The organism is Mesorhizobium sp. M1273, assembly GCF_040318195.1.
Classification (GTDB): domain Bacteria; phylum Pseudomonadota; class Alphaproteobacteria; order Rhizobiales; family Rhizobiaceae; genus Mesorhizobium.
On the sequence record NZ_JAMYLV010000058.1, the window covers coordinates 1 to 19,193 of the forward strand.

The following is a 19,193-nucleotide window of genomic DNA, read 5'->3' on the forward strand; positions in this document are numbered from 1 at the left end:
CCTCTCCGGGCGCCGCGGCGCCGGGGGCCCGCCCCCCCCCGGGGCGTTTGTCTGCGGGTGGGTTTTGTTTGGGGGGGGGGGGCGGGCCCCGCTGGGCCCCCCCCACGGCCTTGCTCCCGGCCTTGAGTTCCACATCGCGCAGCTTCTTGGCATGCAGGGAGGGTCGAGCCCACGCGTAACTCTCGCCCTTCATCAACAGATGCCAGATCACGACAGAGAGTTTGCGTGCGGTTGCCACGGCCGCGACATGCTGCCCGCGCCGGGCTCGCACACGCAGGAAGAAGGCTCGCAACGGTCCGGGAGCACGAGCGGCCGCCCAGGCCGCCTCGACGAGCATGCCGCGCGCATGACCACGGCCCTGCTTGGTGATCCGCCCATGGTAGGCCGGACCTGGCCCGGACTGTCGGACGCTTGGGTTCAACCCGAGATAGCTCACGAGCTTCTGCGGATCGTCGAAGCGCGACACGTCGCCGATCGCCGCCTTCATCGCCAGCGCGACGGTCATGTCGACGCCGGGAATGGTCATCAGCCGCTTCACGCCTTCATCCGCGAGAGCCGAGCGGGCAAGATCGCGTTCGATGACCTGGAGGTCTTCGCCCAATCGGTCGAACTCGCGCAGATGCCGATCGATCGCGAGGCGCTCGTCCTGCGGCACGACCTGCTCGCTCAACCATGACCGGCCCTTAGTGCCGCACAGGTCGGCATGCGGGCAGGACGGGATCAGGTGGCTATGAAGGATCGACTGGATGACGTTCTTCAATCGAGACCTCTGCCGGACAATCTGATTGCGCCGTGTCACCTGTCGACGCAGAGCCTGCGTCGGCTCATCCGGAATCCAGACTTCCGGCAGGAAGCCGCTGGCATAGAGCTGCGCCAGAACGCTGGCATCGATCGTGTCCGTCTTGATCTTGGCATAGGCGATGATGCGCACCTGCTTGGGGTTTGCGATCACCACTTTCTTCACATGCGGCGCGACAACCGCGGCGGCCGAGGACGCGTTGCCCGTCGCCTCGATCACCACGACATCATCCAACGACAGCTTTGCGGCGAAGGCATCCAGCAGATCGCGCCGCATGTCGACACGACCCAGCCGCCTGAGCCTGCCGTCCTCCCAAGCTACCGCCTCGGCGAAGGCGCGATGGATATCCAGTCCGATGATGCGCATGCCCGTTCCTCCTTCTTGGCTCGGTCAAAGACGGGAGCTGGCGGGCAACACGACATCTACTGATCCGCGCTCGCAGCGCATCCGGGAAAGTCGCGAGGGGCGGCCATGTAACGAGCTCGGGCTCTCAGCCCACGGTCTATTGACGGCCTGCCTGCACCTTCGTGCTCCCGGTGCCCCACGTCCCGGATGGGCTCACCATAAGGCCGTTCCAAAACAAGAACAGCAGGACGAAAAGGCACCACAGATCACATACCGGATAATGGCAGCGTTGAACGGTTCCACAAGACGGTGCTGGACGAGTTCTACCGGGTCGCCTTCAGGAAGAAGATCTACGGCTCGATCGAGGAGCTGCAGGCCGATGTGGATGAATGGGTCAGAGGTTACAATGAGGAGCGCCCACATCAGGGCCGCTGGTCGCCAGCCGTCGGATCAAGTGCAAACTTCTACACATTCTACCAACGACCGTCTGTCACCCTGCGATCACAACCGATCTCGATGGCGTCGACGGCACTGTTAATGATGTAGAATATGGTCTGAATGGTCCGTTTTGCCTGTCCGGTGGATCAGGCAGCGATCATTTTCTCCTTTGCCAGCGGGGCCGTGTCAAGGAACGTCTTGCCGAAGCAGTTGAGGATGATACCCTTAATGATCTGCAGGATCCGCCGCAGCGATTTCGGTGCAAGCACAGGGGCCGACGCAGCGGCGTATTGCCCGAAGACTCCGCTACCATGCTCCGATGAGCCGCACGATCTACTTTGGTAAGCCGCCACAAAGCTATAGCGATTTGGCATCCCACGTCATTGAGGACATCGACGCATCTCTTGATGTGGTGCGACCGGGCTCGACATGCGAAGAAATCGAGTTGGCATGGCGAAAGACCTTGAGCGTCCACGGTATCGAAAAGGACAGCCGGTTAGGATATTCGATCGGTGTGGCATACACGCCGACGTGGGCGAGCGTACGGCGAGTATTCGTCGAGGAGATCGTACGGTCCTACAGACCGGGGTCGCGTTTTCATCTGATGGCAGGTCTTTGGCTCGAAGACACTGGCATTACGATCACCCAATCGTTCGTAGTCACTGAGGATTGTTACGAGCCACTCACCAAAAACCCCCCGCGAGTTGATCGTTAAGGACTGACAAATGCGCGACGCGATACTGCAGGACGTTTCCGAAAGCTTTTCCGACACATATTTTGAAGCGCGCCAGAAGTTCCTCGAGCTTGCCAAGTCTGTGAAATCATATAAATCGCCGGCCCGGGGACCGGGTGGCGAGGAATTGTTCACCGATGTCGCTTGGTTCGGCAATCCAGACGCGCGTCATGTGGGCGTATTGATCTCGGCCACACACGGCGTAGAGGGCTACTGCGGCTCGGCTGGGCAAGTGGACTGGATGCGAAGGGGCACTGCCACCTCGCTGGGGCCGGGCCAGGCGATATTGCTGATACACGCACTCAACCCATATGGTTTTGCGTGGAACCGCCGCGTCACCGAAGAGGGCTGTGACCTTAATCGCAACTTCGTGGACTTCTCGCAGCCTCTTCCAACCAATCCGGGATATGACGATCTTGCCGATCATCTAGTCCCAGCAATGATAAGTGGTCCAGTGTTTGAAGCCTCTGAGCGGGCTATTGAGAAATTTCGCAAAAACAAAGGCGAAGTCGCCTTCCAAACCGCACGAAAGGCTGGCCAGTATAGTTATCCCCACGGCGTGTTTTTCGGAGGCTTCGGTCCCAGCCATTCGCGTTTGACGCTAGAGAGAATTTCGGACGACTTCTCTCTGAAATCCCGGGATCAGGTGGTGATTGTCGACGCACATACAGGCTTGGGGCCTTTCGGATACGGCGAGCTTCAGACCGAGCAGCCTTCTGGGCTTGCTGGTTATGCACGTGCATTGGCTATCTTCGGAAGATCGGTAACCTCGCCCGATCTTGGAACTTCATCGTCAGTGCCGATACGGGGCTGCGTTGATGAGTTTTGGCAGCGGCTGCTTGGTAAGCGTCACGTTTACGCAGCGCTTGAATTTGGTACGTTCGATCCGGAGAACGGTCGACGGGTCCTGAGAGAGGATCATTGGTTGGCGAAAAATCCCGAGGCTGACCCGGAACTTGCACATGCCATCCGACTCCGTCTTCGCGAACACTACGATCCGAGGTCGGAGGACTGGCGCGAAATGATTCTTTGGCGTAGTCGTCAGGTGCATAGGCAGATGTTTGAGTGGGCCTCAGACCTGTAGAGGAGACTGCCGCTTCACGGCACAGCGGCCGCGTGCCGACATTGCCAGATGGAGCAGGTGGCATTGCGGATTATGGAAGTGATCGGCGGGCAGGTGCTGGTGATCGATGAAGTTCACAACATCCTCGCCGGAACCTATCGTGGGCAGCGCATCGTCCGGAACACGCTGCGCCTTGGCATTCGTCTGCAGATCTCGCTGGTCTGCTTCGGCGTCAACGAGGCGCGGGAGGCCATCAGAGGCGACGTTCAGCGTGCGCGCTGGTTTGAGCAGTTCACCTAGAGCCGGTGGGTTGCAAACGAACAATTCGAAACCCTGGTCAGCAGACCTCGGCGGTCTCACGCATACCTGAGATTCCCCTATCTCATGATGGGGTGGGCTCCGACCGCAACTAACCTCGTGTAGCATTGCCCCAGGCTGTGGGGGCATCGCAGGGTGACAGACGGTCGTCGGGTAGGAAGCGCAGCGCTCTGCGAATGGCGCCGGCGCATCGCGGCTTACCCGCGCCGTGTGCTTGACGCCCTCTCGCACGGCTCCAGCCACCGCCTCGCATGCCGTCATCTCGTCGCCAGAAGACACCAATCTGCAAACTGAATTGGACGCCCGCGGCCGCCCGCTGTCTACTTCCGATCGCTTAATTAGAGCGACGCAGGCAACCTAAAGGCTGGCCAGTCGACCCGCGGGGAACCACTTCGCCGGATCTGGGCGTGACGTCGTGATAATCTTTCGAAGGTTACAACATACCAGCGCCACGGAGTCCTGAATGTCACCGCAACCCCAGCCCTCTCTAGGAATTCTCAATCTGGAACGCGGGGAGGCGGCGGACGCCATGCCGGCGGCGCCACTACGCGGCTGCTTGATGAGTTCGGCCACCTACGATTTTCCCGTCATTTCGGAAACCGTTGTGGGTGCATGGGTTGATCTCGTTGTCCCTGGCGCGCCCGAGCTGGAATCAGCCTGCGTGGCAGCAGCGAAGCGCCTAGTTGAGCGCGGCGCGGTGGCAATAAGCGCCAACTGTGGCTACTTTATCCGACACCAAGCTGCCGTGGCGGCGGCCGTGGATGTCCCCGTGGTGTCTTCGAGCCTGCTGCTTATGCCGGCGCTACTCGGCCAGTTGCCGGCCGCCGCTAAGCTCGCCGTTCTGGTCGCCCAGCCGAAGCACTTGAGCGAAGATATGCTAGGGATCACCGATCCATTTGCACGGGCCAGGGTGGTCATCGGAGGGATTGAAGATAGCGTACTCGTGCGAAATGAGAATATGCGACCACCGCCGCCGACAGATCTGGCAGATATAGAAAAAGATGTCTTGGCGTGCGCCGAGCGACTCCGCCGTTCACATCCAGATATTAAGGCGTTTCTTTTCGAGTGCACGGCAATGCCGTTGACGGCGCCGGCGGTTCGCCGAATGACAGGCCTACCTGTCTACGACATTACGACCCTCTGCCGAATGACGTTGGCGTCCGTCGCGAGCGCGTCAAAATACGCGGTCGAGCCTAGCGCCGAGCTTGCCGTGAAACTCAAAATGGGAGAACGATCATGTTCACAATATCACGCCGAAATCTTCTAAAGAGTGCAGCTTCGGTTGGGGCTGCTGGTGTTGGTCTCTCGCTCGCGCGACTAGCCGGGGCGCGTGCTGCCGAGACGATCACTGTGGTTGAATGGGGCGGAAGCTACATCGACACAATGAAGGCAATTGTCGCCAAACAGTCGGAAATCAATGTCAATTGGACACTGCATACAGGTGGTTCCGCGGCCATTCTGCCGAAGATCAAGGCCATGTGGCCACACCCCGGCATAGATCTTCTCACCGGATGGGACGTGTCGTGGCAAGTTGTCGCCCGTGAGGGCTGGGCGGAGCCGGTCACCTTGGAAAAGGTTCCGAATCTCGCGGATATTCCACAAAAGTTGCTCGTCAAGGATGACGGCGGAAACATCGTAAATATCCCTCGTACGGTTACAGCCCTTTCCTGGTTGTATCGGGAAGATACCGCTCCCTTCGAAATTGCTAAGCTTGACGACCTTTTAGACCCCCGCCTGAAGGGTAAGATCTGCTTTCCAATACCCACACTAAATCAGAATGTCCAGATGGTCTCTTTGGCGCTTGCCAAAGGAGGCGACGAAAAAAACATGGATCCGGCATGGGAATTCATGAAGAAATTGGCGGGCAGCGGAAACATCGGTCGAGTCGCGAACGCTGATAATGACACAACGAATTCTATTAGCTCCGGAGAAACTAGCATAACCTTTAATAATAATGGTACCTTCACAGAGTTGAATCGAAACTTCAAAATGCGATTGCTGAATAAGATGGACCCGGAGATGACAGGCTTCCGAACATTCTACTTGCAGGAAGGTTGGTGCGTACTGAAAGGTGGGAACACGGACGCCGCGTTCAAGTTAGTGAATTTTCTTATTAGTAGGGATAATAACGCCGAATTCAATCGTGTTGTTGGACAAATACCTGCCAATGTCAAAGCGGCGGTCCCTGACGAGGCCAAACCCTTTGCATTCAACAACGATGAAATGAATAAGTACGCCTACGTTCCGGACTGGTCGTATATCTCCGAGCAGTCCGATGCCTGGATGAAGCGCTGGGAGCAGGAAATCCAGCCTCTGCTTTAGTGAAAAGCCACGCAATTTTTGGCGCTGGCGCGTAGGCTGGAGGATCGATGAGACGTCCTAAACCCCAAATACTTCTGCTGCTTCCGGCGGCAGCAGTATTTCTGCTGTTCCTTGTGCTGCCGCTATTGATAGTCATTGAGGAGAGTTTTCGTACATTCACGCCCGGCCGAATCGGGGCCTTGGTGGGAGCTCCGCTTACCATTAGGAATTATACGGAATTCTTCGCCACGGTCTATGTGAGGTACTTCGCCCAGACTTACGTGTTGTCGTTCTTCGCGTCCGTGATAGCTATCATCGTAGCGTTTCCGGTCGCCTATTATATTGCCAGAAATGCATCTACGAGTGTGCGGAAGATCTGGATCTCAGCTCTCATCGGGCTGATGTTCTTGAGCTCATTGGTTCGGATCTATGCAATCCAATTGACATTTGGTTCTGTCGGGATACTCTCCCCGTTCATGTCGTTCTTTGGCATCAACATGAACGGCAGTATATATATTAACATCGTCATCATCGTGGGATTGCTCCACTACGCAATACCGATGTCCATCCTGATCATGATAGGCGCGATACTGGCTCTCGACCCTCGCTTGACCGAGGCGGCTCAGTCTCTCGGCGCCTCGGCAGTGGAGGCACATCTTTCTGTAACGATCCCGTTGTGCATCAAGGGAATCGTGTCTGCATTTTTGGTTTCAATGACGTTTGCCGTAAGCGCGTTCGCCATCCCTTGGATCCTGGGGCGAGGAAGGGTACAGTTTATTTCAAACATTATCTACAGTCGCTTCAGCGAAGTATCGAACTATCCAAGCGGGGCTGCAATATCGATTATCATGATGATTCTGTCGCTTCTACTCATCTTTATCATATCTAGACTTACGACGGTGCTTGATAGGACATAAGAATGATCAGCAAACGAAACGCAGACGCCAGTCTTGCGGCACTCCTAAAGGCAGCAATCGCGGTGACAGCAGTGTTTCTGCTGCTCCCAGTGATGATGACCGTGATCATGTCATTTGACTCGCGTGACTATCTTGGTCAATTCCCCCCTCCAGGTCTTTCGATGAAATGGTACGCCAAGTTCATACACAATGGCTATCTCTGGTCGGGACTCCACACGAGCCTGTTGCTGGCGACCGCGGCGACCGCCTTCGCGACCACGATTGGGGCCTTGGCCGCGCTGGCGATCAGTCGAATGTCTGCGCAATGGCGGGATCCTATCACGACGGCCTTCCTGTCGCCTCTAGTGCTGCCAGGAGTTATCATTGGGTTTGCATTGCTGATGGTATTTTCGGCAGTGAACGTGCTGCCGACATTTCTTAAAATGCTCGCTGGGCACCTTATCATCACAATTCCCTTTACGATCAGAATGACACTGATTGGGCTGACTGGCATAAGTGCCACGCTGCGTGAAGCTGCATTGAGCCTTGGCGCCCATGAACGCCAAGCTTTCTTCACAATAACCTTACCGCTCGCTAAGAATAGTATTGCCGCTGGTGCGATCTTTGCCTTCGCATTCTCCATGGACGATTTAACGATCAGCCTCTTCTTGAGCGACTTCAATACGTATCCGCTTCCCGTCGCTCTCGTGAGTCTTATGCGATCGAACTTCGATCTCACTCTCGCTGCGGCCGCCGTGTTTCTGATGGGGCTAACTGTCGTCATTTTGATCGTGCTCGATCGCGTGTTCGGTCTCGAACGGGTTATCGGCCATGGCATTTATAAGGCTTGACTCAATGAATGTTCTTGAACTGAAATACGTCACCAAAAAATACGGCGAGTTTGTAGCTGTTGATGGCGTCTGCTTGGAAATAGAAGAAGGAAAGATTCTTTCTCTCTTGGGGCCGAGTGGTTGCGGGAAATCAACAACGCTACGCATGGTAGCTGGGTTTACAGCGCCGAACAGTGGAACTGTGGCAATCGCAGGCGAGAACGTTGACCATCTGAAGCCCTACGAACGCAATGTTGGGCTTCTGTTCCAGGATTACGCGCTCTTCCCACACATGACGGTGGAGCAGAATGTCGCGTACGGACTGCGGTACCGCGGAACACCGAAACCGATGATACCTTCTCGGGTCCGGCAGATGCTGTCACTTGTGCGCATGCTCGGTATGGAGGCCAGATATCCTAGCCAGCTGAGCGGTGGACAACAGCAGCGTGTGGCGCTTGCACGGGCGCTAGCAACTGACCCCCAAATCGTCCTGCTAGACGAGCCACTATCCGCACTTGATGCCAAGCTTCGCCTGGAGTTGCGTATTGAGCTAAAGGAAATCCTCAGATCAGTAGGCGCGACCACCATTGTCGTTACGCACGATCAGGAGGAAGCTCTTAGCCTGGGTGACGAAGTCATTGTCATGCATGCGGGAAAGGTGATTCAGCGCGGTTCTCCGACGGAAATCTACAAGGCGCCCGCAGAGAAGTTTGTAGCGGAATTCGTTGGCAGATCCAATTGGTTCTGCGCAACCAGACGTGGTCGATCAAGTGGAGACCTTAGCTCCTATATCACCAGCAATGGAATTGAGATTCGCACGAGATCAGCGCAGCCAAACCCGCGGGGAGGTGCCGATCTATGCATCAGACCGGAACATATTGAACTTATGGAGGTCACAAATGGTGTTGTGAGTGATGAACCAGACCAGAATGTCTTAGAGGGTGTCGTAGTCGACGTCGCGCCTCTGGGAGCCGATGTGCATGTGGTCGTCGACCTACCGGGTGAGACTCGGTTGCTGGTAATCCGAAAGGATGTTGCGAAGATTCCCACGGTCGTGCCGGGACAACCCGTGCAGCTTTGCTTTGCAGCATCCGATGTTCTCGTGTTCCACACCTGAACATTGGCGAGGTCTAATGTGCGTATCTGTTGCCCAATCGGCAGGAGCGGCCCGGTTTCTGGCCAGCGACGGGGTCACGCGGTCAAGTAACGCCCAACACTCAAGTAGAGGCTGGCCGATCCGCAGATACGCAAGCGCCGTAGCGAAGTGAGCGGCCCGCTTGGCGGCTCGTTAGCGCATTTAGTGGTATTCACCAGACGTAGGTCCAATTCGAATTCAATTTCTGGTGTGCACACGCGAATCTGGCGCAGGCCCACAGGAATTCTTTCACCGTTTCGCCGACTGATTGCGCTCGCCGTTGGCGGACAAAAGCACGATCTCCACGCGCCAGGCATGCTTCTGCGAATGGTTGTAATCCTAATAAAGGGCCGTCTGGCGTCTGGCGCGCGACGGCGCCGATCACTCCGGATCGGAGGTGCCTCGTGCTCGATGAAGTGCGCGGTCTCGGGCCCTGGCCTGGGCTTGCCCTTTTTGTCGACGCAGTAGATCAGGACCGGCAGCAGCAGGCCGGTAAGCGCCAAGCTGACCCCATCTGGCGCGGCTTGAGGTGATGAGCGAGAGATAGTGACACTGAAGGAGCTGAGGAGCTTGCAGTGTCAATTTCTATGTCTGCGCCTATGCCTGATGATAGGAGCTTCCATATCCTTGAGGCGGTTGCGAACCGGCTGGACGCAAGTCCGCAGCGTCCGCGGCGGCGCTGGTCGGCGGAAGCGAAGGCACGGCTGGTTGAAGAGTCCCTGAAGCCAGGGGCGAACGTGTCGGCGATCGCGCGCCAGGCTGGACTGGCGAGCTCGCAGCTGTTCGGCTGGCGGCGCAAGGCGATCAAGAGCGGTGCGGTCAGGCGGCAGCGAGATGCGGCTCGGCTCGGCTTTGTCGAGGTCACGCCGACAGCGTCTGCGTCGGTGGAGATCGAGCTGGGTGGCGTGGTCATTCGCGCCGGTGCCGATATCAATGAGGAGCAGCTGGTGCGGATCATCCGGGCGGTTCGCCAGGCATGATCCCGGCCGGCGTGAAGGTGTTGGTCGCCAGTCATCCCGTCGATTTTAGAAAAGGTCCCGACGGCCTACTGGCACTGGTGCGCGATGCCGGCTCGGATCCGTTCAACGGCGCGCTTTATGTCTTCCGCGCCAAAAGAGCGGACAGGATCAAGATCGTCTGGTGGGACGGCAGCGGCGTGTGTCTTTATGCCAAGCGACTGGACGACGCGAAGTTCTGCTGGCCGCGGATCGGCCACCACCGGGTCCAGCTCAATCATGCTCAGCTCATGGCTCTGGTTGACGGAATGGACTGGAAACGGGTTCGGACTGAGACCGTCAGGCGGCCGCAATCGGCTGGGTAAAACCCTGCGGCATGATGAATCAGGGAGCTGAAAAAGCGGGAAAATTGCCCGCGAATATGCTCTGATTTTGGCCATGTCGGCACCCGAACTCGCGCTCCCGGACGACGTTGACGCGCTCAAGGCGATGGTTGTTGCCATGGCCGAAAAGGCCGCCCTTCTGGAGGAGCGCAACCTCCATCTCGAGTTGGTCAACAAGAGCGCTGATGAGCGGATTGCACGGCTGACCGCGGTGGTGAAGATGCTGGAGAGGGCGCGCTTCGGCAGCCGCTCCGAAAGGTTGCGGACCGGTGCGCTGAGCGAGGAGCAGTATGCGCTGGTCTTCGACGAGATCGAAACCGGCGTGGCGGCCATCGAAGCGCAGATGGAGAAGTCTGCGGGCGGCTCGAAAGCGAAGCGCGCTCCGCGTCCTCGTAAAGGCTTTGCGGCCCATCTCGAACGGGTCGAGGTGGTTATCGAGCCCGAAACGCCTGCTGGCTGCGAAGCGCTGGAAAAGATCCTGATCGGCGAGGACGTCTCCGAACGGCTCGATGTCACCCCGGCGAAGTTCCGGGTGATCGTCACGCGTCGCCCCAAATATGCCTACAAGGGCTGGGACGGCGTTATCCAGGCAGCCGCTCCCGCCCGCATCATCGAAAGCGGCATTCCGACCGAAGCGCTGCTGGCGCAGATCGCAGTGTCCAAATACGCCGATGGCCTGCCGCTCTACCGCCAGGAAGCGATTTATGCCCGCGATCAGGTCGAGATCGACCGGTCACAGATGGCGCAGTGGATGGGCAAGGTCGGCTTCGAGCTCGAGCCGCTCGCCGATTACGCACTGACCCGCATCAAGCAGGGTGAGCGGGTCTTTGCCGATGAGACCACCCTGCCAACGCTGGCCCCAGGATCGGGCAAGGCCAAGACGGCCTACCTCTGGACCTATCTGCGCGATGATCGGCCGTTCGGTGGCAGCGGACCGCCCATCGTCGCCTACCGCTTCGAAGACAGCCGTGCCGGCGAATGCGTCGCCCGCCATCTGGACGGCTATCGCGGCATCCTGCAGGTCGACGGATACGCCGCCTATAACCGGCTGGCCCGATCGGATCGGGGCAATGACGGCGTGACGCTGGCGGCGTGCTGGTCGCACGTGCGGCGCAAGTTCTACGAACTGCATGCCGCAGGCTCCTCCGTTATCGCCTCGCAGACGGTGGCGCAGATGGCCCCGCTGTGGGCCGCCGAGGAGGCCGTGCGCGGCCAGGACCCGGTACTTCGGATAGCTGCGCGTCAGGAGAAATCCGCCGTCGTCGTTGCCGCTCTCTTTGCGCTGTGGGAAAAGGAGCTGCCGAAGCTGTCGGGAAAATCGAAGCCCGCCGAGGCGATCCGCTATGCGCTCGGCCGGCGTGCCGCGCTCGAGTGCTTCCTTACCGACGGCCGCATCGAAATCGACTCCAACACCGTCGAGCGCGCCATCCGGCCACAGACAATTACCCGAAAGAACAGCCTCTTTGCCGGCAGCGACGGCGGCGGACGGACATGGGCCACCATCGCCACGCTGCTGACCACCGCCAAGATGAACCAGATCGATCCGCACGCCTGGCTCACCCAGACCCTCGAGCGTATCGCCAATGGCTGGCCAAACAGCGATATCGAGGCGCTCATGCCTTGGAACTACCAGCGCTGAACGGCATCAGCTACGCGCTTACGCAGGCCGTGGGGTTGTCGAGGTGGAGTAGCCGTTTCCAGCTTTTGATGTTGAGATTCATGGCCGCGTAGAATACTTGGCACCACGGCCGGGGTCGATGCCGCCGCTGGGCTTGGTTGCGAATCGGGGCAGATAATCCGTATGCATACGACGAAGGCCGCCTATTGACGCATACCTTGATACGTTAGTGTCCGCTTAAATTAAGTGGACACTTGGCGGATGAAGTATCTGGCTATGGAGCAGCCCTCGAGGGTTGATGCGAGCACGCCCGCGGGTCTGCCGTTGCCGCCGGGCGGGCCGACAGCCGACGCGCCGCTCCTGGACGGTCTCGCAGAAGCTGGCGATCGTGCGTGAGGTGCAGGAGTCCGGTGATCCGGTGTCGATTGTGGCGCGGCGTCACGACATGAACGCGAACCACTTGTTCATCTGGATGAAGCAAGCCCAGCAAGGGCGATTGGGCCGAGCCAACCCGGTGCCCGAGACCCCACCGATCGCCTTCATTGACATGGGTGTTGTCGGTCCCAGGCTGCACGATGTAGAGCCGTCGGCTTACATGACCGGCGAAAGCTTGCGGAAAATAGCTGGCAAGCAAGCGCTTGACGCCGACTAAAAACCAGTGAACTCATAGCAACCGTTGGTCAGGCTTCTGCTGCCCACGATCGCGTGAAATCACTGCCCACGATCAGCGAAATGCGCACGCGAAGCCGACAAGGCCGCCGATCAGCAGACCGCCTGACCTTCACGCATCGCCATCATAGAACCCGCCGCGCCCACGCGCGCGTGCCAATCATTCGGCCTTCGTCGTAGGCGTACCTTTTATCCGATAGCCGCAGACATAATCGAAGTGAAAGAGCCTTGCACGCCGGATTGCAGTCACCTGCACAAGATGTGGCTGACGGGCGAGCCGTTCCGGCGGCAGAAAACGGCGCTCGCCAACGTCTAGGGCGTTCCCTCCTCGTCGCTCGACGCACGGTCCTCAACGAAATGCGGACGATCCAGAACGTGGTCAGGTCGATTCTTCGAGAGGCCGGCCTCAAGCTTGCCAGGCCCCGTGCAGCCTTCGCCGATCGCGTTGACAATATCGTCATGGCGCTGGTCGAGCCGCTCCTGGCGATCGTAGCCACGTTGTTGCGCGAGTTCGGGCGACTGACAAAGCAGGTTCGCAGGTTCTCGACATCGCCCGTAAGGAGCAAGTCTGTCGGCGGCTGATGAGCGCGCCCGGCGTCGGGCCGATCACCGCGCTCGCCTTCCGTGCTACGATCGATCAGCCGGACCGCTTTCGCCGGTCAAGGGATGTGGGTGCGCATCTGGGCTTGACCCCGGCACGTTATCAATCCGGTGAAACGGACATTCAGGGCAAGGTCAGCCGATGCGGCGACGAACTCGCCCGCACGGCCCTCTATGAGGCGGCGCATTCTTCGCTGCTTGTGCTCAGCAAGAAATGGTCGAGCCTCAAGGCATGGGGCATGAATGTCGCCAAACGGCGCGGTATGGCGATAGCCCGGGTCGCGGTTGCCCGCAAGCTCGCCGTCATCCTGCATCGCAGTGGAGCGATGCAACCGCGTTCCGCTTTGGCAAGGAAGCCGGCGGCCCGCGTCGGCATAGGACAACAGATAAACGAAGAGGAATGCGTGTTTCGGTTATTCCCGGACAGCCTTTTCGCTAAATCCCGGACAGTGATTTCAGTAATTCGCGGACAGCGATTCCGCTAAATCCCGGACAGTTTTCGGGAGCGGATTTAGCGGTCGGTTCTTGGCTGCGCCGTTCTGGCAGTTTGGCCTCTCACGATGATGTTGAGAGGGGCCGTGCCGAGACGGAAGCAAGCGAGACGAACGAGCGTGAGGGATATCCAAGCGATCTTGCGCCTGACCCATGAGCAGGGTCTTTCGGTGCGTGAGGTGTCGGAACGGCTCAAGATCAGTAAGACGACAGTATCGACCTATTTGCTGCGGGCGCGGGAGGCCGGGCTGTCATGCTGGCCGCTGCCGCCGGGCCATGACGACGCGACAAGCGGCTACTGTTCGGCCGTGCCGGTCGTCCGCCGCAAGATCTGAGCGAACCGGACTTTGCGCTGATCGCCCGGGAGTTGAAGCGCAAGGGGGTGACGGTGACGCTGTTGTGGCAGGAGTATCGCGCCGCCCATCCCGACGGCTACGGCTACACCTGGTTCTGCGAGCACTTCGCCGCTTTCGAGCGCCGGACAAGCGCGACATTCCGCAATCGGCATGCGGCGGGCGCGGTGATGCAGACGGACTATGCCGGGCAGACGGTGCCGGTGATCGATCCGGCGACCGGCGCCATTTACCCGGCGCAGATTTTTGTCGCGGTGCTGGGCGCCTCCAATCTGACCTTCGCCTTTGCCAGCTCCAGCCAAAAGCTGCCGGACTGGATCGAGGCCCAGGTGCGAGCGCTCGCCTTCTTCGGCGGCGTCACCAGAGCGATCGTGTGCGACAACCTGAAGGCCGGTGTCGTCAAGGCGCTGTGGTTCGAGCCGACGCTGAACGCGACCTTTGCCGCGATGGCCGAGCATTACGACACCACCATCCTGCCGACCCGCAGCCGCAAGCCGCGCGACAAAGGAAAGGTCGAGGGCGCGGTGCTGATCATCGAGCGCTGGACCCTGGCACGGCTGAGGAACCGGTCCTTCTTCTCGCTCGCCGAGCTCAACGCGGCGATCGCCGAACTGCGAGGAGCTGAACAACCGGCCGATGCGCCATGTCGGCCAAAGCCGCCGCGAACTGTTCGAGGAGATCGAGCGGGCTGCCTTGGAGCCGCTGCCGGCGGCACCGTTCGAATACGCCGAGTGGAAGTCGGCGAAGGTCCACCCTGACTACCATGTCGAGGTCGACAAGACCTTCTACTCGGTGCCGCACCGGCTGATCGGGCGCACCGTCGAGGTGCGGCTCACGCACCGAGTGGTCGAGATCTTCCACGATCACCAGCGCGTCGCCAGCCATGTGCGTCGCTCGCAGCGTTCCGGCCATGTCACCGTCAACGAACACATGCCCAAGGCGCACCAGCGCTACGCCAACACCACACTGGCCAGCCTGATCAGCCGGGCGGCAAGGATCGGCCCCAACGTCGCCATTCTGGTCGAGCGCATGATGCGCGACCGGCCACATCCGGAGCAGGGATACCGCTCGGCCATGGGCATCCTGTCGCTGGCGCCGCGCTATGGGCCGGAGCGTCTCGACGCCGCCTGCGAGCGGGCGCTGCTGATCAACGCGATCGCCTACTCCTCCGTCACCGCCATCCTCAAAGCCGGCCTCGACCGAGCCAGCTCCGCAGAACCGGCAAAGCCGACACCCCAGCACGCCAACATCCGCGGCTCCACCTAACCAGTGAAGGAAAGGAAGAAAGAATGCTCATGAACCCCACCCTCGACCAGATGCAGGCCCTCGGTCTGGCCGGCATGGCTGCCGCCTGGCGCGAACTGGCCGAACGGAACAACGCCAACGAGCTCAGCCGTGACGAGTGGCTCGGCCTGATGCTCGACCGCGAGGTCGCCATACGGGCCGACAAGCGCGTCCGGAACCGGCTCGCCTCAGCCAGGCTGCGCTTTCCCGAAGCCTGCATCGAGGACATCGACTTTGCCGCGCCGCGCGGGCTCGACCGGCGCAGCACCATGGCGCTCGCGCAGGGTGAATGGCTGAAGGCGCATGAGAACCTGATCGTCACCGGCCAGACCGGAACCGGCAAGTCGTGGCTGGCCTGCGCCTTCGGCCGGCAAGCGGCACGGCTCGATCATTCCGTGCTCTATGTGCGCGTGCCGCGCCTGTTCGAGGATTTGGCCCTCGCCCGTCTCGATGGCCGCTTTCCACGCCTCATCGACAAACTCACCCGCGCACAACTGCTCATCCTCGATGACTTCGGAACCCACTCCCTCACCGATCAACAGCGCTTCCATCTGTTCGAAATCGTCGAGGAACGCTATCGCCGCAAATCCACCCTGATCACCGCCCAGGTCCCAGTGGCCAGATGGCATGACCTGATCGCAGACCCTACCGTCGCCGACGCCATTCTCGACAGGATCGTTCACAACGCCCACCGCATCGTGCTCCAGGGCGATAGCATGCGAAAGCAAAAAGCAGCGCCCCTCTTGACCGGCACCGAAAACGGCGAAATCAATCATCCATGAACGCAACAAGGCACCCGAGGACCAACGCCGCCAAACTGTCCCGACATTAGCGAAACCAATGTCCGGGAATTAGCGTAACCCCTGTCCGGCTTTTGCGAAATGCGCAAAGAGGAACATACAGACAGTGATTTACCCGAGAGGGTGATCCGGATCGTTCCAGTGGGGACGATGGGCAAGGCGATCTCGTTGACAGGCTAGATCCTGGATAGATTCTCCCAAGGTCGCTCAACAGATTGAGACGCCTCGCCCTCCTGACCCCATCATGCGGCGGCCCGGCGCCGACCGCGAAGAGAAGCGAGTGACCCACGGGGCGACATCGTCCGGAAAAGACAGGAAAGCCTGACCTCACCGACCCCAATCAGAGAAGCCTGCTAGTCCCTTCTCATTAAGCTCACACATGACCTGATGAGTTAGATTAGGATAGCCTCGCTAGCGGTTAGGCGACGGCTGCGAACGTCATCCGATAAAGCGTTGCGGTGTCATAGATGGGCAGGCCTGTCAAACGGCGGATTGCTGGCGTGACCATCGGGAACATTGTACATTCAAACAGCAGCGCGGCAATTTCCGGATGCGCAGCGCGGAGTTCCGCGACGCACGCGGCGACATCTTTCTCAATATCGGCGATGTCCGTCGATGGCGGCGGTCGCATGTTCTCATTTTGCACCAACTTGCTGCCGTCGATGCCGCCGATAACGATTCTCGCGCGGTCGGCCGGATCATCGACCCCAAGCATATCTTCACCCAAATGTCTCGACTGGGCGGCCACGACGGCGAGCTTGGCAGCTGGCGGCAGTTGGCGAAGCAATGTCGGGGCCAGGAGCAGGCTGGACATCGCCACGGGCACATTCACCGATGCAGCCACCGCCGCTTGATGCCGGATGGTGTAGCCGCAATCTCCGGTTATTGCGACGGCTCCGCGATCGACTAACCGCCGGGCAGCTGCAATGTAGGCTGGATCGAGAGCGGGATCGCCGGCGATGACCCTCTCCGCCCAAGCTCCCGCCGCCGTCTCTATGATTATTGGGAAGTCGAAGGTTGCCGGATTGAAGACCGACCCCGGCCGCGGAGCCGGAGATTCACCGGGCGCGAGCCCAACGTCCAGTCCTATGATTCCGAGGGCTCTTTGTGGTTGAGTTGTCACGAGGTAGCTTTCTCAAGTTGGGACGCAAGGACCTTGGTGTTCGACAGCGATGGACGCTTTAGTAAGCACCTTAGTCCTATCCGCCGGGCCTGCCAATTATGGACTATAGATGGATTCCATCTGCGTGCTAGATAGAGAGTGCCAGGCCGCTGCGTCGCAATGGGAGGAAATCATTGGTGTCGCGCGATACGCCGTGCAAGGACCATGACGGCACTACCTGGAGGGAGGGTGTTGCCGATTCGATGCTGGCCTCGGGGTCCCTCCATAGCCGCTGACCTTGCCCCTCTGATCTAATCCGGTTTGAAGTTCGTTCTGGCCCATCGAGAGGACCAGGACATGAAACGTAGCCGCTTCTCTGAAGAGCAGATCATCGGAATTTTGAAGGAACATGAGGCCGGGGTATCGGTTGCCGATCTGTGCCGCAAGCACGGGGTCAGCGACGCCTCGATTTACAACTGGAAGGCCCGCTTCGGCGGGATGGATGTCTCCGAGGCTCGGCGACTGAAGGCTCTGGAGGACGAGAACACGGCTGAAGCGGCTTCTGGCCGACGCCATGCTCGACAATGCCGCATTGAAGGATCTTGTGGGAAAGAATGTATGGTCCGCCCCGTCCGTGCAAGGGTTCGCGACATCGCCGATGACGATTCCAGTTGCATAAATGTATCCGGCCTCTCTCGAGTGGACTGCTGTTGCAGCCAGGCCATGATGAGATCCGCGCACGCCGTTCCCAATAAATGGTTCGGGCACGAAGCCCGCTTTTTTGCACAGGGCTTACGGCATGCTGATCCACTGTTTCGTCATCGCTATTCCCGAGGCTTGCAATCGAGCCAGAAGCGTTAGGCGAATGCAGGATCCCTGCGTTCGTAGAGCGCTCCCGGCTTGGTCAGAACAACCCAGACAATACGCGCCATCTTGGCGGCGAGTGCGACAACGGCCTTGTTCGGGTGCATTCGGCTCTGCAGCCCATCGAGCCAGCTTCCAAGGCGGTCCCGGTTTCGATCGAGATGTCGGAAGCAGGATCGTGCGCCATGAACAAGGAGCTTGCGGACGTAACGGTTCCCACGCTTGCTGATGCCGAGGAGTTTCTGCTTGCCTCCGGTCGAGTGTTCCCGCGGGACAAGGCCCAGCCATGCAGCCAGATCGCGGGCCTTCTGAAACTGACGTCCGTTGCCGACGGCCGCAAGAAGGGCCGTGGCGCCCAAGGTTCCGATTCCGGGGATCGTCATGAGCCGGCGGGCAACATCTTCACGATCTGCGATCGCATTGATCTCCCTCGTCACCTCGCTTATGCGCTGCTCCAGCCGGCGCAGGTCGGCGAACAGATCGTTGAGCAGTTTGCGCATCGCCGGCGAGAGGTCATTCGACGCGTCGTTCAAAATCAGTGGCAGATCGAGTTTGAACAGGCCCGCTCCCTGTCTCAACGCAATGCCATTTTCCAGGCAAAACGCTCGCATCTGGTTGATGAGACGAGTTCGTGTGCCGATCATCTGGTCGCGCACACGATGCAAAGCCTGGAGGTCGGCTTGTTCCTCGCTCTTGGTCGCGGCGAACCGCATTGTCGGCCGAGTGGTGGCTTCGGCGATGGCCTCCGCATCGATGATGTCGCTCTTGTTCGACTTCACGTATCGGCTTCACGAACTGCGCCGGGATCAGGCGAACCTTGTGCCCCAGCGCCTGCAGTCTCCTCGCGATCCATTGTGATCCAGCGCATGATTCCATCCCGATGATCGCTGGCGCTACTCGTTCAAAGAACTTCAGCAGCGTATCGCGTCGGAAGCGAGTTCGCTGGATGGGCTCCCCGCCGCTATCCAAGCCGACGACGTGGAAGATGTTCTTGCCGATATCACTTCCATAGACTGCCGCAGGGCGCGGCGCATTGCGTGGGGACATTGCAACCTCCTTTTGTATGACTGCCCAGATAATGCTGCGGGAGGACGGGGCGGACCATCCCATTAATGGTGACGCCCGCGGCCAAGCGGAAAGCTGTCGCTCGCCTGAAGGAAGGCTTCGGGATGAGCGAACGGCGGGCGTGTAAAGCCATCGGCTGTTGCCGCATG

14 protein-coding genes and 6 pseudogenes are annotated in these 19,193 nt (G+C 59.5%); 17 read left to right on the forward strand and 3 right to left on the reverse strand.

The window, feature by feature from the left end; genetic code table 11:
- Window positions 1–1,165 (reverse strand): IS110 family RNA-guided transposase (locus tag NKH30_RS31800; protein WP_352997979.1); only part of this gene is annotated, 1,165 nt, incomplete at its 3' end.
- 258 nt (window positions 1,166–1,423) lie between these two features.
- On the opposite strand from NKH30_RS31800, the pseudogene NKH30_RS31805 reads away from it, so the two are divergent.
- The 16 genes and pseudogenes from NKH30_RS31805 to istB all read left to right on the forward strand — a co-directional run.
- Window positions 1,424–1,690: pseudogene (locus NKH30_RS31805) on the forward strand (integrase core domain-containing protein); the annotation flags it as partial.
- 211 nt (window positions 1,691–1,901) lie between these two features.
- Complete coding sequence (locus NKH30_RS31810) at window positions 1,902–2,297, forward strand: M24 family metallopeptidase (protein ID WP_352997981.1); 396 nt, start codon at window positions 1,902–1,904, stop codon at window positions 2,295–2,297.
- A gap of 10 nt (window positions 2,298–2,307) precedes the next feature.
- Window positions 2,308–3,399 carry a M14 family metallopeptidase gene (locus NKH30_RS31815; protein WP_352997983.1) on the forward strand — a complete coding sequence of 364 codons (1,092 nt, stop codon included), beginning with the start codon at window positions 2,308–2,310 and terminating at the stop codon, window positions 3,397–3,399.
- A gap of 22 nt (window positions 3,400–3,421) precedes the next feature.
- Window positions 3,422–3,675 (forward strand): annotated as a pseudogene (locus tag NKH30_RS31820) (TniB family NTP-binding protein); the annotation flags it as partial.
- 484 nt (window positions 3,676–4,159) lie between these two features.
- Window positions 4,160–4,963 (forward strand): aspartate/glutamate racemase family protein, encoded by an 804-nt coding sequence (locus NKH30_RS31825; protein WP_352997985.1) that lies wholly within the window; start codon window positions 4,160–4,162, stop codon window positions 4,961–4,963.
- The gene (locus tag NKH30_RS31830; RefSeq protein WP_352997987.1) at window positions 4,933–6,018 is read left to right on the forward strand and encodes an ABC transporter substrate-binding protein; all 1,086 of its coding nucleotides are present in this window, start codon (window positions 4,933–4,935) and stop codon (window positions 6,016–6,018) included. Before NKH30_RS31825 ends, NKH30_RS31830 begins: the two co-directional genes overlap by 31 nt.
- Before the next feature lie 47 nt (window positions 6,019–6,065).
- Entirely contained in the window at window positions 6,066–6,914 is an 849-nt protein-coding gene (locus tag NKH30_RS31835) for an ABC transporter permease (protein WP_352997989.1), read from the forward strand.
- Window positions 6,915–6,916: 2 nt separating this feature from the next.
- Window positions 6,917–7,744, forward strand: coding sequence for an ABC transporter permease (locus tag NKH30_RS31840; protein ID WP_352997991.1), 828 nt, complete (start codon window positions 6,917–6,919; stop codon window positions 7,742–7,744).
- Window positions 7,725–8,840 carry an ABC transporter ATP-binding protein gene (locus tag NKH30_RS31845; RefSeq protein ID WP_352997993.1) on the forward strand — a complete coding sequence of 372 codons (1,116 nt, stop codon included), beginning with the start codon at window positions 7,725–7,727 and terminating at the stop codon, window positions 8,838–8,840. The genes NKH30_RS31840 and NKH30_RS31845 overlap by 20 nt, the downstream gene beginning before the upstream one ends.
- Before the next feature lie 617 nt (window positions 8,841–9,457).
- Entirely contained in the window at window positions 9,458–9,838 is a 381-nt protein-coding gene (locus tag NKH30_RS31850; RefSeq protein WP_352671857.1) for a transposase, read from the forward strand.
- Window positions 9,835–10,179, forward strand: a complete 345-nt coding sequence (tnpB, locus tag NKH30_RS31855; RefSeq protein WP_287281401.1) for an IS66 family insertion sequence element accessory protein TnpB — start codon at window positions 9,835–9,837, stop codon at window positions 10,177–10,179. Before NKH30_RS31850 ends, tnpB begins: the two co-directional genes overlap by 4 nt.
- Window positions 10,180–10,252: 73 nt before the next feature.
- Window positions 10,253–11,836: an IS66 family transposase gene (tnpC, locus tag NKH30_RS31860; protein WP_352747989.1), complete on the forward strand. Its 1,584-nt coding sequence runs from the start codon at window positions 10,253–10,255 to the stop codon at window positions 11,834–11,836.
- 277 nt (window positions 11,837–12,113) lie between these two features.
- Window positions 12,114–12,467 (forward strand): transposase, encoded by a 354-nt coding sequence (locus NKH30_RS31865; RefSeq protein WP_352997996.1) that lies wholly within the window; start codon window positions 12,114–12,116, stop codon window positions 12,465–12,467.
- A gap of 326 nt (window positions 12,468–12,793) precedes the next feature.
- Window positions 12,794–13,523, forward strand: a pseudogene (locus NKH30_RS31870) (transposase); the annotation flags it as partial.
- A 139-nt stretch (window positions 13,524–13,662) separates the two neighbouring features.
- Window positions 13,663–15,195 (forward strand): annotated as a pseudogene (istA, locus tag NKH30_RS31875) (IS21 family transposase).
- Window positions 15,196–15,218: 23 nt separating this feature from the next.
- Window positions 15,219–15,995 carry an IS21-like element helper ATPase IstB gene (istB, locus tag NKH30_RS31880; protein ID WP_352997998.1) on the forward strand — a complete coding sequence of 259 codons (777 nt, stop codon included), beginning with the start codon at window positions 15,219–15,221 and terminating at the stop codon, window positions 15,993–15,995.
- 436 nt (window positions 15,996–16,431) lie between these two features.
- On the opposite strand, the gene NKH30_RS31885 is transcribed toward istB, so the two are convergent.
- The gene (locus NKH30_RS31885) at window positions 16,432–16,827 is read right to left on the reverse strand and encodes an aspartate/glutamate racemase family protein (protein WP_352998000.1); all 396 of its coding nucleotides are present in this window, start codon (window positions 16,825–16,827) and stop codon (window positions 16,432–16,434) included.
- A gap of 645 nt (window positions 16,828–17,472) precedes the next feature.
- Here NKH30_RS31885 and NKH30_RS31890 point away from each other — a divergent pair.
- Window positions 17,473–17,734: pseudogene (locus tag NKH30_RS31890) on the forward strand (transposase); the annotation flags it as partial.
- A 238-nt stretch (window positions 17,735–17,972) separates the two neighbouring features.
- On the opposite strand, the pseudogene NKH30_RS31895 reads toward NKH30_RS31890, so the two are convergent.
- A pseudogene (locus tag NKH30_RS31895) lies at window positions 17,973–19,026 on the reverse strand (IS110 family RNA-guided transposase).
- Window positions 19,027–19,193: the final 167 nt, after the last annotated feature.

What these genes read in the sequence shown, in the direction of transcription:
- NKH30_RS31840 (WP_352997991.1), top strand. Translation starts at nt 6,917, where the DNA reads ATGATCAGCAAACGAAACGCAGACGCCAGTCTTGCGGCACTCCTAAAG.
- NKH30_RS31810 (WP_352997981.1), top strand. Translation starts at nt 1,902, where the DNA reads ATGAGCCGCACGATCTACTTTGGTAAGCCGCCACAAAGCTATAGCGAT.
- NKH30_RS31835 (WP_352997989.1), top strand. Translation starts at nt 6,066, where the DNA reads ATGAGACGTCCTAAACCCCAAATACTTCTGCTGCTTCCGGCGGCAGCA.
- NKH30_RS31830 (WP_352997987.1), top strand. Translation starts at nt 4,933, where the DNA reads ATGTTCACAATATCACGCCGAAATCTTCTAAAGAGTGCAGCTTCGGTT.
- NKH30_RS31825 (WP_352997985.1), top strand. Translation starts at nt 4,160, where the DNA reads ATGTCACCGCAACCCCAGCCCTCTCTAGGAATTCTCAATCTGGAACGC.
- NKH30_RS31850 (WP_352671857.1), top strand. Translation starts at nt 9,458, where the DNA reads ATGCCTGATGATAGGAGCTTCCATATCCTTGAGGCGGTTGCGAACCGG.
- NKH30_RS31845 (WP_352997993.1), top strand. Translation starts at nt 7,725, where the DNA reads ATGGCATTTATAAGGCTTGACTCAATGAATGTTCTTGAACTGAAATAC.
- NKH30_RS31885 (WP_352998000.1), bottom strand. Translation starts at nt 16,827, where the DNA reads ATGTCCAGCCTGCTCCTGGCCCCGACATTGCTTCGCCAACTGCCGCCA.
- NKH30_RS31815 (WP_352997983.1), top strand. Translation starts at nt 2,308, where the DNA reads ATGCGCGACGCGATACTGCAGGACGTTTCCGAAAGCTTTTCCGACACA.
- tnpB (WP_287281401.1), top strand. Translation starts at nt 9,835, where the DNA reads ATGATCCCGGCCGGCGTGAAGGTGTTGGTCGCCAGTCATCCCGTCGAT.
- NKH30_RS31865 (WP_352997996.1), top strand. Translation starts at nt 12,114, where the DNA reads ATGCGAGCACGCCCGCGGGTCTGCCGTTGCCGCCGGGCGGGCCGACAG.
- tnpC (WP_352747989.1), top strand. Translation starts at nt 10,253, where the DNA reads ATGTCGGCACCCGAACTCGCGCTCCCGGACGACGTTGACGCGCTCAAG.
- istB (WP_352997998.1), top strand. Translation starts at nt 15,219, where the DNA reads ATGCTCATGAACCCCACCCTCGACCAGATGCAGGCCCTCGGTCTGGCC.